This is a genomic window from Paenibacillus solisilvae, from assembly GCF_042656405.1.
GTDB lineage: Bacteria > Bacillota > Bacilli > Paenibacillales > Paenibacillaceae > Paenibacillus_Z > Paenibacillus_Z solisilvae.
In genome coordinates, this window is the sequence record NZ_JBHSOW010000016.1 from 195,212 (window position 1) to 207,984 (window position 12,773).

At 45.7% G+C, this 12,773-nt stretch carries 10 protein-coding genes; 7 read left to right on the top strand and 3 right to left on the bottom strand.

Annotated elements, in window-relative coordinates; all coding sequences use genetic code 11:
- The first annotated feature begins 239 nt into the window (after positions 1 to 239).
- From ACFPYJ_RS05245 to ACFPYJ_RS05255, 3 genes are all read left to right on the top strand, one after another.
- Complete coding sequence (locus tag ACFPYJ_RS05245) at positions 240 to 1,262, top strand: zinc-dependent alcohol dehydrogenase (RefSeq protein ID WP_379186996.1); 1,023 nt, start codon at positions 240 to 242, stop codon at positions 1,260 to 1,262.
- A gap of 480 nt (positions 1,263 to 1,742) precedes the next feature.
- Positions 1,743 to 2,909, top strand: coding sequence for an MGDG synthase family glycosyltransferase (locus tag ACFPYJ_RS05250; protein WP_379186997.1), 1,167 nt, complete (start codon positions 1,743 to 1,745; stop codon positions 2,907 to 2,909).
- Positions 2,896 to 4,074, top strand: a complete 1,179-nt coding sequence (locus tag ACFPYJ_RS05255; RefSeq protein WP_379186998.1) for an MFS transporter — start codon at positions 2,896 to 2,898, stop codon at positions 4,072 to 4,074. The genes ACFPYJ_RS05250 and ACFPYJ_RS05255 overlap by 14 nt, the downstream gene beginning before the upstream one ends.
- A 94-nt stretch (positions 4,075 to 4,168) precedes the next feature.
- Here ACFPYJ_RS05255 and ACFPYJ_RS05260 read toward each other — a convergent pair whose 3' ends face one another.
- From ACFPYJ_RS05260 to ACFPYJ_RS05270, 3 genes are all read right to left on the bottom strand, one after another.
- Positions 4,169 to 4,627: an Lrp/AsnC family transcriptional regulator gene (locus ACFPYJ_RS05260; RefSeq protein ID WP_379187016.1), complete on the bottom strand. Its 459-nt coding sequence runs from the start codon at positions 4,625 to 4,627 to the stop codon at positions 4,169 to 4,171.
- Positions 4,628 to 4,819: 192 nt separating this feature from the next.
- On the bottom strand, positions 4,820 to 5,362 hold the full coding sequence (locus ACFPYJ_RS05265; protein ID WP_379186999.1) for a chromate transporter: 543 nt from the start codon (positions 5,360 to 5,362) through the stop codon (positions 4,820 to 4,822).
- Positions 5,359 to 5,940: a chromate transporter gene (locus tag ACFPYJ_RS05270; protein ID WP_379187000.1), complete on the bottom strand. Its 582-nt coding sequence runs from the start codon at positions 5,938 to 5,940 to the stop codon at positions 5,359 to 5,361. Before ACFPYJ_RS05270 ends, ACFPYJ_RS05265 begins: the two co-directional genes overlap by 4 nt.
- Before the next feature lie 583 nt (positions 5,941 to 6,523).
- Here ACFPYJ_RS05270 and ACFPYJ_RS05275 point away from each other — a divergent pair.
- From ACFPYJ_RS05275 to ACFPYJ_RS05290, 4 genes are all read left to right on the top strand, one after another.
- Positions 6,524 to 7,753 carry an MFS transporter gene (locus tag ACFPYJ_RS05275; protein ID WP_379187001.1) on the top strand — a complete coding sequence of 410 codons (1,230 nt, stop codon included), beginning with the start codon at positions 6,524 to 6,526 and terminating at the stop codon, positions 7,751 to 7,753.
- 37 nt (positions 7,754 to 7,790) lie between these two features.
- Positions 7,791 to 9,371 (top strand): gamma-glutamyltransferase, encoded by a 1,581-nt coding sequence (ggt, locus tag ACFPYJ_RS05280; RefSeq protein WP_379187002.1) that lies wholly within the window; start codon positions 7,791 to 7,793, stop codon positions 9,369 to 9,371.
- A gap of 33 nt (positions 9,372 to 9,404) precedes the next feature.
- Positions 9,405 to 10,433, top strand: coding sequence for an alpha/beta fold hydrolase (locus ACFPYJ_RS05285; RefSeq protein WP_379187003.1), 1,029 nt, complete (start codon positions 9,405 to 9,407; stop codon positions 10,431 to 10,433).
- A 194-nt stretch (positions 10,434 to 10,627) separates the two neighbouring features.
- Positions 10,628 to 12,637: an amidase family protein gene (locus ACFPYJ_RS05290; protein WP_379187004.1), complete on the top strand. Its 2,010-nt coding sequence runs from the start codon at positions 10,628 to 10,630 to the stop codon at positions 12,635 to 12,637.
- The last annotated feature ends 136 nt before the right edge of the window (positions 12,638 to 12,773 follow it).

The window sequence follows — 12,773 nt, forward strand, 5'->3', positions numbered from 1 at the left end:
TACCGGGCTTAGGCTCGGCTCATTTACCAGTGGCCGTGCTGAAAATAACGAACACCAGAAACCTCGCCATTAAACAATGGCGGGGTTTTACCACCAAGTGTTGTAGATAGGCCAATATGTGACCACTGATACTCAAAAACCTGAGAAGTAATCTTCAGAATATTGGAAGTTGCCATGGCAATTGCTTATAATGGAGCTAGTCTGGGGAGAATACAGCAATTTTATGGGAGGCAATGGGGTTGAAAACGAAAGCGTGGTATGTCAAAGCGCCTTTTGACTTTGAGCTTCGCGAAGGCGAGCTGGAGGAGATTGGCGACGACGAGGTATTGATTCGCGTGAAAGCATGCGGCATTTGCGGCACGGACATGACGACCGCCAAGACGGGCGCGGCTGACTGGGAGCCGATCGGCCATGAAATTTCAGGCATTATCGTGCGGAAGGGAGCGCGCGTCCAGCATGTCGAGGAAGGCAGTTCGGTTACGCTGGAGACGAGTACGTTTTGCCGGACCTGCGAGTGGTGCCGGGACGGCCGGTACGATCTATGCAACCGGGGCCCGAGCTTCTGGGGGCGCAGCTTCTCCATGGGGTTCGCCGAATACATCGTCGCCCCTAAGGAGGTTGTCGTTCCGTTCGAAGGTCTTTCCTTCGCGGTAGCTTCGCTCGTGGAGCCGCTCGGCGTTGCGGTCGATCTGACCGAGACGGTCGACATCCGCATGGGCGATGACGTGCTGGTGGTGGGCCTCGGGCCGATCGGCCTCATGGCGCTCAGGCTGGCGAAGCTGCGGGGTGCACGCAAAATCTACGCGGCAGCCCGTTCCCACTCCGTCAAACGCATCGAGACGGCGCTTGCCTTCGGGGCGGACGAAATCATCTACACGGACAAGACGCCCCTCGAAACCTATGCCTTCGACCGCGGCGGGGTGGACCGGGTGCTCGTCACGGCTCCGCCGTCGACGATCCCGTCGGCTTTCAAGGCGGCGCGGACGGGCGGCGTGATTGGCTTTATCGGTATCGAATTCGGTGCCGGCGCGAATATCACGTTCGATGCGAACGAGTTTCATTTCAAGAAACTGCAGCTGCGGGCTTCGCATGCCACCCCCGCGCTATTCTTCCCGAAATGCATCGATCTGCTCAAATCAGGAGTAGTAGATGGCGATGCGCTGGTCACGCATACGTTCGGGCTCGAACGGTTCGCGGATTCGATGAAGGAGCTGCGCGATGATCGCGGCTCTGCGATCAAGATGGTCATGGTCAACGATTAAACGAATCGTGAATCAGCAGTTAATCAGCGTCAAACAGCCCGTCCGCATTGCGGACGGGCTGTTCACTGCTTCCGATAGCAATGTAGAAAGGTGATTACGCTAAAGCCAGCTAAAATGTTGTCAATATTTATCTCTTTGAACGCTAGCCTTATACTGCTGCAAAGAACGTCCCGGAGTAACATCCCCGGGACGTTCTTGTCATGCGTAAGGAAAGACCGGTTCCGCCGCCTTTCCTTACGGTTTGCGGCTGGCGGTGGGACGAAGATATAAACTTTTAACACCAGTTAAGAAAAAGTTAAGAAATGGTTCATGCGGGGTTTAGGAATGGGCACTACAGTAGTAATAGCTCATTCAAGGACATCCACTACACTAAGAGAGCATGTACTGTTCACGCAAATATGTTTACCGTGGAATGATGGCGGATCTACATGGCATCCTGGATTCACGTCGTTAGGCGCATTAGAATGGAGAGATGGATAGATGATTCAAAAACGCAAAATTTTGATCATATACGCCAAATATGGGGACGGACACTATCAGGTCGCCCGCACCATGCAACAATGTTTAGAAAATACAGGTCAGTTTGACGTTAAAATCATGGATGTTTTTGCCGAATCGCATCCAATGTGGAATGCAATATCGCGATTCGCCTTCCACAAAGGCTCTGTCTATTGCCCGAAATTGTATGGATGGGTCTATGCGTTAACAAACGCTTTGAAACCGAATGGGCGTTTTAACAGATGGCTTCAGTTATTAGGCATGGCCAAAATGAAAGAAATCGCAGCGCGGGAAAAGCCGGACGCAGTCATTCATACCTTCCCTTTCCTGGCGATGTCGCAACTGAAACCGAAGTCAGGCGGCAGTTTCGCATGTTTGACCATCGTGACCGATTATGTCTTGCATAACCGATGGATTCATCCCAATACGGACCGTTATTTCGTTGCCAGCAGTGAATTGAAAGACTGGTTAATGGAAAAGGGGGTAAGTAATCATCGCATCATCGTTAGTGGAATCCCTGTTCGGTCATCATTTCAAAATACCATTCAAACGCAAGCTGTGTTTCAGAAGTACGGGTTGAATTCGAAACTGCCCATCGTGCTTATTATGGCCGGCGCTAATGGCGTTTTTGCTGATGCTGCAACGATTGTAGAGGAAATCATGCAGCATGAAGCAGAGGTCGTTCTCGTATGCGGCAAAAACAAGTCCCTGTATCATGCGATGTCCAAGGCATTCGAACAGACTAAACATGTGCATATTTTAGGTTTTGTCGAGCAAATCGAAGAGCTGATGTCCATTTCGTCCTGCCTGATTTCAAAGGCGGGCGGCATAACGCTGGAGGAGGCAAGAACCTTGCAACTACCGGTTGTCGTCTATCGTCCGCTCCCTGGGCAAGAGAAGGGAAACGCCGAATATTGGCAAGCAAAAGGATTTCTGCAAATTGTCGACGACCGATCACAGTTGAATGCAGCTGTTCAAGCAGCCACGCAATGGAAATTGAAAGCCAAGAATGGAAATGCAGGCGGCTATCATGATCATCAATCAGCGGCTATCATCGTTCAGGAAGTCGTTGCGGTAATAAATAGCCGTATGAAGAAAAAGGCGGATACATCCTTGCAAGGAAGGCAGATCATAGATGAATATTCGTAACCGTTTGAGCCGGAAATTCAATTTTTCGGGCATGACCGCCTACTTTTTCATTTTATTTATCATTGAATTCGTTCGAGGCGCGTTTCTCGTTTCCTACTTGCCTTCCTATGCCTCTGAACAACTGCATTTTTCATTATCCGTGATCGGCTTGGCTGTATCCGTTCATTACCTGATGGATAATGCGGTCAAAGTGTTTGCCGGTTATTTGATCGACCGCTTTTCAACCAGAATCGTTTTGTTTACGGGAATCCTGCTTTCGATCATCAGTATTATGCTCGTTGTTCATGCCCAGTCCGAGTGGGAAATATTAACGGCAACAGCGCTTCTCGGCATTGGCGGATCGCCCGTATGGCTCGTTTGCTTGAGCGGTGTTCAGGAAGAGTGCCGCGCTTCGCAAATGAGCATGCTGTATCTGTTTTGGATGTGCGGACTTGGGCTTGGACCGGTTGTCATGAATTTCTTGATGGATGTCGACGATCAAGTCGTGTTTAATATCTTAATCGGCATGTTATGCGCATGCGGGCTTCTTGCGTTAACTGCGAAGAGCGCCCGCCGATCGGGAATTTCCAAACTGTCATTGGCGGCTCAATTAAAGATGCTGTGGGAAAGAATAGCAAAGACGGGTTTTCTTCTGCCTAGCATGATTTTGCAAACGACTGCGGGAGGGCTGCTTGTCCCGCTTCTTTCTCCGTTTGCGACCCAACATATAGGTCTCAGCCATTCTGAGCTTTCCATCTCTTTGATTGCAGGCGGAGTTTCCGCATTGCTCATTCTGGTTCCTGCCGGAAAGTGGATTGACAGGCTGGGCGGCAAATGGTTTCTGATCGGAGGTTTCGGCATATTCGCATTAACCGTATTCATGCTGACGTTTTCGAACACATTCATAGAGACGGTTTTTCTTTCGATGATATTGGGAGCATCTTATGCTTCCTTGCTCCCGGCATGGAATGCATATTTATCCCGCTATGTGCCCCAAGATTCCGTAGGGGCCGGATGGGGATTAATTTCCACAATCGAAGGAATAGGGGTCGTGGCTGGCCCTGCCTTGGGCGGTTGGATGGCGGAACGGGTCAGTGCATCCTTCCCTTTTTGGATGGCTGCCGTCATTTTTGCCGGCATTGCATGCTATTACCTGTTTTCGAGAACGGAGAACTTAATAGGCTGATCGATTACATTTACTGGCTAATTGGATAATAAATAAATAAAGATCAGGCCGCCACGGCAGCCTGATCTTTATTTATCATCTAAAGTTATTTTAGTTAAATATTGATTCCCATTTGATTTTTATACCGCGTAATCAATAATTGACAATCAACACTCATTATCCCGGGAAGGACATAAAGTTTTTCTCGAAGGAACTTTTCCATTTCCTGATTATTTGCAAACACCGCGTGCATATGCAGCTTACTTGGACCTGTCATATGATACACTGCTGTCATGTATGGGTCGTTAGCAAGTTTTTCTGCTATTTGCTGTAAATATTGCGGTTCAACTTCCACATTCAAAAAGGCGGATACTGCCATTCCTATGTTTTCAGCATTAATTACAACCGTAAACCTTTCAATAATATTGTTATCCATTAAGGCATTCACCCTTGATTGAATGGCAACACGGGAAAGACCAACTTCTTTAGCAAGGTCGGTGTAAGAAATCCTGCCGTTTTCATGAAGCATAGAAATAATTTTCATGTCAATATCATCGATTTGAACATTGGACATATCAAAAGGTAAACTATTGCTCACAGTATGCTCTCCTTAATAATAAAAATGTCTTATAGAAAGAGTATACTTCAATAGAAACGGAATGGGAAAGCAGCACCGGTTTGCCGGTGCAGTCTAAAGCGGGGGCGCAGTTCATTTCAGAACTAAAAAGCAGCTTGGCCATGACCCGCCATGCATATAAAACCCTCATCAGAGGGTCATGTGGGATAAAACCAATCCCCCATAAACGAAAGCGGCAATAATCACAAAAGCAGGATGGATTTTTCCTTTTGTTAATGCCCAGAAGGCGACCATGGAAATACCTAGAGATTGCCAAATGCCAATCGACCCCATCGAAACGTTTGACAATTGCCACGTTAATACGGCCATCATAACGGCGATTACCGGCTGTACAAGAAGGGTCATGCCCTTCACTGCGGGCGATTGCCGGTAATGATTAAGAATCCGTAACATCACAATCAAAGCGATAGCCGACGGGACAACGGTTGCTATAGTCGCTATCAAAAATCCGATCCAACCACCAACTTCATAGCCGACGAAGGCGGCAAGCTTGGTTGCAATCGGCCCTGGCAAAGCATTTCCCACAGCTAATACGTCTGCAAACTGTCCATTTGTCATCCAGCCGTAATGATTTACAATCTCTTCCTGCATAAGGGGAATCGATGCAGGACCGCCGCCGTATCCAAGTACGTTAGCTACTAAAAATCCACAAAAAATATCCCACCAACTCATAAGGAAACCCCGTTCCCTTTATCTACTCTATGTTTGAGGCGTTCCGCGATTTTAAAATGAAATGCTCCGTAGGCTAAAAAGATAGCGACGACGATACCAGGGTGAATATTGATTATGGATAGAAGTAGAAAGGCTATAATACCCAAGGTGATCCCCATTTTTTTACCAAGTCCCTTCCACGCTTTGGCAGCAAATTCATAAGCCATTATGCCAAGCATTACCATAATTACCGGTCGCACCGCGTTGATCATCCCTGCAACAATGGGTGAGTGGTTCAGGGAGTAAAGGAAGCCCAGTAAGGCAACCATTGCAACGCTTGTCGGCACGATATGTGCAAGAACCGCAATCACAGCTCCTATCGTTCCTTTTAAGCGGTAGCCAAGATATGCCGCCATTTTTGTCGCAATCGGACCCGGGAGCGCATTGGCCAGAGCAAGAATTTCTCCGAATTCGTCATCTTCCAGCCATTTATATCTTGTAACTGCTTCATAACGGATCAGTGGAATTACAGATGGGCCGCCGCCGTATCCCAAGATACCCGTTCGGGCCATAGCGATAATAAGATTAGTAACAGACATAGTAGTTCTCATCCTTTTGTTTTAGTTTCATTCGGTCGAACACAAGCAGATAATAGGCGATTAATCCATTGGCTTATGCAGCGCTCCTTTCTTGTTCAGCGATAGGCTGAAGAGAAAGGAGTTTGTTTTGTTCCGAGACCGCTGGATTAATCCATTGCTTTCCTGTCCTCCTTTATATGTGAGATATACTAACAGTTCATTAATTATTGCCGCATTTCATATGAAAACATAGCAGATTCTATATTTTTAATGATTTCAATATGCAACATAATTATATCAATTGCATTCATTTTTTTCAATAAATAATATTTTTAATTACCTTATTTAGATAAACGAACAATTATGCTTTCGTTTTATAAAAAAAGATATTGACTAGGATTGAAGCCCTGTGCTATTTTTGACTCATGTAATATTACCTGACAAAATTCTTAAAAAACGCACAACAAAATCGTGCACATCTATGAATGTGACTTTTAATGTCATGTTACCTTGATGTAGAAAATTGTCTTTCGAAAGAGGTGAATTCAGATTTATTGCGTTAGTGCGGAAAGGTTCTAAAAAAAATGGACGAGGAGTCATCAAGATGAAAACAAATAAGCCTATCGTAATTATTTTGTTGTTTGCTCTTGGATGGGCATTTATGTATGCCGACCGTAACATTTTATCTCCAGTCATGGGGGTCATCGGCAAGGAATGGGGACTTGATAAAGTTCAACTGGGTTTGATGTCGACCGCGTTTTTTATTGCGTATGCTGCCATGCAAATTCCCGCGGGTTATTTGGCGGATCGCTTTGGGAGAGTTAAGGTCTTGGTGGGCGGGTATATCTTATTTGGTATCGGAACACTGTTAAGCGGATTCGCTCCCGGTTTCGCGGTATTTCTCCTTTTCAGAGTTATAACCGGATTTGGAGAAGGAACTTATTACGGGCCTGCGTACGGGATTTCTTCCAGTGTCATCCCCGCCAAATATAGAGGCATCTCCTCCGCAATGATCAATAGCGGTATGGCAGTCGGTATATCTGCTGGCTTTATTGCATCAAGCTACTTTACATTCACATTGAATAAACCTTGGCAGTTCACGTTTTATTTATTTGCAGGATTAACGGTTATAGTAGCCTTGCTGATCGGAATTTTTGTAAAAGATGATCGTAAAAGCGTTGCTTTGGTAAGCGATCAGGATCAACCGAAGTCTGATTTAAAACTTCTTTTCACAAGGAATCACATACTGACGTATATTTTGATCTTTTGTTCCTTATACGGCTTCTTCGGAATGTTGACTTGGCTGCCCTATTATTTGCAAACAGCAAGAGACATACAAGGTTCGCAAACAGGTATTATTTCTTCATTGGTTCCTTGGTCCTCCATTCCCGGGGCGTTATTATTCGCCTACATTTCTGATAAAGTCAAAAATAAAAAACCGCTCGTTTTATTCTTGGTACTTGCCGGTGCTTTCTGTCAATTTTTAATTCCCTATGCGGATAATTTTTCTCTGATGATCGTTGGTTTGGTCGTTTACGGACTTGTCGGAAAATTAGCGCTCGACCCGATTCTTATCTCTTTTGTTGCCGAAAATACGCCACCGCATATGTATTCAAGAGCATACAGCTTCTTTAACTTTGCAGGGATGCTGTCCTCGATTTTTGCTCCGTACATTACAGGTTACTTTGCGCAAGCAACCGGAAAGATTGAAATTGGTTTTTATATAGCGGGTGCGGTTTTATTGATTGGCGGTATTTTGTTTATGTTTACGAAACAGGAATCGGTTCAGCCATCCTTTTCACCCCTCAGTAAAAAAGAGATCTTAGAAAGATAAGATAGGACACTTAGAGTTTCCTGTAAGGAGGAAAAAAATGAACAAATCGATAGTCGGCACAAAAACGATGGTAGTCAGCCCTCACTATCTTGCCTCAATGGCAGGCAGTCAAATATTACAAAAGGGTGGGAATGCGTTTGATGCCGCTGTTGCAGTAAGTGCTTGTTTGGCGGTTGTATATCCACATATGACCAGTTTAGGCGGAGATTCCTTTTGGTTGATGTACAATGCCAAGGATTCAAAAATTCGAGCCTATAATGCCAGCGGACGTTCCGGTTATAAGGTTCATTCCGGAATATATAAGGGTGAGGCCTCTATACCGAACCGCGGTGTAAAAAGTGCCATTACCGTTCCGGGTATGGTGGATGGCTGGAACGCGCTTTTACAAGAATATGGCCGTTTATCTTTTGCGGAAGTATTGGAACCGGCTATTTCGTACGCAGTGAATGGCTTTCCATTTACAAAAGATCAGCACGAGAACACGGAAAAAAATATTGATATACTGTCTAAAATGCCAATTACTTCCGAAATTTATACGCCAAACGGTTCAATTCCCCGTATCGGTGAGAGATTTGTACAAAAAGATTTGGCGCAAAGCTTGCGATACATTGCTCAAGAAGGAAGAGACGGTTTTTATAAAGGAGATATCGCTCAAAAAATCGTTTCCTATTTACAAAGCAATGGCGGATACCTTACATTAGAGGATTTTGCGGATCATACGGGCAACTGGGTTACACCGTTATCAACTGCATATCGGGATTATACCGTTTATCAAGTTCCGCCTAATTCACAAGGCTTCACAGGGTTAATGACATTGAATATGCTGGAAAATTATCAACTGGATCAAATTCCTCACGGTTCCTTCGAATATTATCATTTGCTGATTGAATCATTAAAGCTCAGCTTCCGTGACCGGAATCAAGTATTGACTGACCCTGATTTTAGCAATATTCCAATCGATCGTTTAATAAGCAAAAGCTATGCTGCTGAACTTGCTCAACAAATTGATATGCAGCACGAGCAAGGTGTAGCGTCCGGTTCAATGGGCAGCGATACAGCTTATGCTGCAGTGGTGGATCAGGAAGGAAATGCGGTATCGTTTATTCAAAGCCTGTATTTCGAATTTGGTTCAGCCGTTGTCGCTGGAGATACGGGGATTCTGCTGCAAAACCGCGGGTCATTTTTTTCGCTGGATCCCGGCCATGTCAATTATCTGGAGCCTCATAAAAGAACCTTCCATACCTTAATGCCTGCGCTTGCCTGCAAGGACGGCAAACCAAGTATATTATATGGAACTCAAGGGGGAGAAGGACAGCCCCAAACACAGACGGCCATTATTACGAGAATGATTGACTACGGCATGGATCCGCAGCAAGCCATTAACGAACCAAGGTGGGTATGGGGACGTACTTGGGGAGAAAACACGTCAGATTTAAAAATCGAAAATCGCGTTGACGTGCAAACGATTGAATTATTGAAAAAGGCGGGTCACGAGGTAAAAGTGGTGACTGACTTTGATGGAGTTATGGGGCATGCACAGGCGATTCGGATTGATGAACAAGGCTTTTTAAGCGGAGGCGTCGACCCGAGAGGCGATGGTTTGGCGATTGGCTGGTAACAACAGCTGACCAAGGAAGGAGAACCAAGCGATATGACGGAATATGACCTTATTACGGATTATGAAACTTTTAATTTAGGCGATGTTCTTTTGAAAAGTGGAGCTACTTTACGCAATGCAAAGCTTGCCTATAAAACTCACGGGACTTTGAATCCCAATAAAGATAATGTGATTTTGGTTCCAACCTTCTTTTCCGGTACTCATAAAAATGATGAATATATGATCGGTGCAGGAAAAGCATTGGACCCAGACAAATATTTCATCATTCAGCTGAACCAGCTTGGAAACGGATTATCTTCTTCGCCCAGCAACACCCCGGCTCCATACAATCAAGGACGTTTTCCCCGCATAACTATACTTGACAATGTCGAATGTCAGCATAAGCTGGTGACTGAAAAATTTGGCATTGAACGTGTGGCGCTCGTATGCGGTTATTCAATGGGAGCGCAGCAAACTTTCCAATGGGCTGCCGCTTATCCGGACATGGTCGAGCGTATTGCGCCTTGGTGCGCAACGGCATCCACCACCCCTCACAACTTTGTATTTATTGAGGGGTTTGTAAATGCTTTGCGTGCTGATGCGGCTTGGAACAATGGATTCTACAGCCAGCAGCCAAATACCGGGTTGAGGGCATTGGCGCGTGTTTATGCCGGATGGGGATTATCGCAAGCTTTTTATTACCAAAGGCTTTATCTTGAGCATGGATACTCATCGCTTGAGGATTTCCTGATCGGTTTTTGGGAAGGCAATTTCCTGCGCAAAGATGCGAACAATTTGCTATCGATGGCTTGGACTTGGCAGCACGGCGATATTGGCATGACACCCGGTTGTGACGGCAACCGCGAGAAAGCTTTAAGCCGTATTAAGGCAAAAGCGATGATTCTTCCGGGACAGACGGATCTATATTTTCCGGTTGAGGACATTCAATATGAAGCGAAGTTTATTCCAAATGCCCAAGTTCGCGTAATTCCAAGTATTTATGGTCACTATGCCGGCAGAGGACTTAACAAATCGGATGCGGACTTCGTCGACCAAGCGATTAAAGATCTGTTAAACAGTTAAATAGTGTTAGTTATGTAACATTATATTTGGGCTCATCTAAAGGTTTTAATCTCAATTAAAAGGAGTTATGCCAACTGTTTACGCCAAAGAACACCCAACATAACATTCATCAAAAACCTGGCCGCCGATTAACAAGAAGTGTGACCTCTTTACTATTGACCGTTTCTTTATTCTCCATTCCCGCAATAGGGAGTATGGCTTACGCCGCTCCTGTGAAAGCAAAGTACTGGGATGACGAAGAAGTAAATACGGCGCAGCGCATCAAACTTCTCCTTGCGAATCAGGCTGATCATCAGGAAAATACGCCTGTCAAGAGAGACGAATTTGTGAGTCTAATGATTAGTGCGCTTGAATTAGCTGGACAGACGATGGCTCCCGTGAAGAACTCCCCGTTTACGGATGTAGCTGGAGATGAAATGTTCAAAGACAGTATTGACAAGGCAGTTGCCTCCGGTTTTATCTCCGGTTATCCCGATGGCAGTTTTCAGCCAAACAAACCGATCTCTAAAGAAGAAATGGCGATTATCGTGAGCCGTGTCTTGAAATTGAAGGATACAGAAGCGCTGTTTGAGGATATTTCTAAAAGCAGCAAATATGCGGGTGAAGTTGGTGCCGCTGTAAAGGATGGCATCATTCAAGGTGAAAGCGGCAAAATTTACGGGAGGGGCAGAGCGGTTAATGAGATCGAGGCGTCCGTGATAGCCTTGCGGATCTATAAAAAGCAGCCGTTTAACATCATGGATGCTACCATTAATGAAATACAAGCTGCTATGGAAACCGGAAAAATCACCTCGAAACAGTTAGTGCAGATGTATTTGGACCGGATTCAAGCCTACGATCATCAAGGGCCCAAATTAAATGCAATACTTACGATTAACCCCCATGTATTGGATGAAGCAGGCCAGTTTGACGCCGAAAGGAAGCAAACTAAATCGAGAGGCCCATTATATGGGATCCCGATTATTTTGAAGGATAATTATAATACGAAAGAAATGCCGACAACGGGAGGTACAGCTGCTCTGAAGGGATTTACTCCGGCAGACGATGCATTTGCAGTCAAGAAATTGCGCGACGCGGGGGCCATCATTCTGGGCAAGGCGAATCTGCATGAGCTTGCTTTGTCCGGAACGACCATCAGTTCGTTAGGCGGGCAGACGCTGAACCCATACGATTTAACGAAGACCCCGGGCGGATCGAGCGGGGGGACAGCGGATTCGGTTACCGCTAATTTCGCGGTTGCTGGAACAGGATCGGATACAGTGAATTCTGTACGCTCTCCGGCATCTGCCGACAATCTGGTTGGGATTCGTCCGACGAAGGGATTAGTAAGCATCGACGGAATCGTCCCGGTATCTTTCACGCAGGATGAAGCGGGACCTATTGCGCGAACGGTTGAAGATGCTGCGATTATGCTGGATGCGATGCGCGGCTTTGACCCGAACGATTCATATACCGCCTTAAGCCTAGGCCATATCCCTGTCAAATTGACAAGTTCTTTGGATAAAAACGGCCTCAAAGGAAAGCGAATCGGAATATTGCAAAATTTCTTCGGCAATCAACCTGTTCACGACGAAGTCAATCTCGTCACGAATGAGGCAATAAAAGAGATGGAGGGACTTGGCGCGACTCTAGTGCCGATTACAGTTCCGAACTTGGATACCGATCAAGTCGTCAAGGATTACGATGTCCAAAAATACGAAATCAAAACCGTGTTGAACCAATATTTTTCAAAATACGGAACACCTGTAAAGTCTCTTGAAGAGCTCCTTGCAATAGGTCAAATCGATCCGTCTATCGCAAACACTTTAAAAACGGCCCAATCTATCGATTCGCCTCTGGAACAGCCTGATTATAAAGCAAGGTTGGCGAAGATGGAAAATCTGAAAAAACAAATGCTGCAGGTATTGAACGACAATCATTTGGATGCCTTGCTGTATCCGCATCAAAAGAGGTTGGTCGTCGATACCGGTGGAGCTTCTCAGGCTGACCGAAACGGAATATTAGCTTCGGTGACCGGATTCCCAGCGATTACTTTCCAAGGAGGATTCTCAACGCCGACTGATACGGCACCAATCGGAGTTCCTGTGGGCATCGAATTGTTGGGCAAACCGTTCAGCGAGCCTGCATTAATTCAGATGGCCTATGGATTTGAGAAAGGGACGGATCATCGCCGTATGCCTCTTTCAACCCCTGCATTGAAATAGAAAACGTGCTGAACGGTTACGATCCTCACCAATTATAAGAAAGAGATCGTCCTAAGCTGTCAAGTTTATAAAGGGGCTGTCCCAAAAGCCATAGGCTTTAGGGGCAGCCCCTTTCAATGTTTTAAAATCTGTAAAA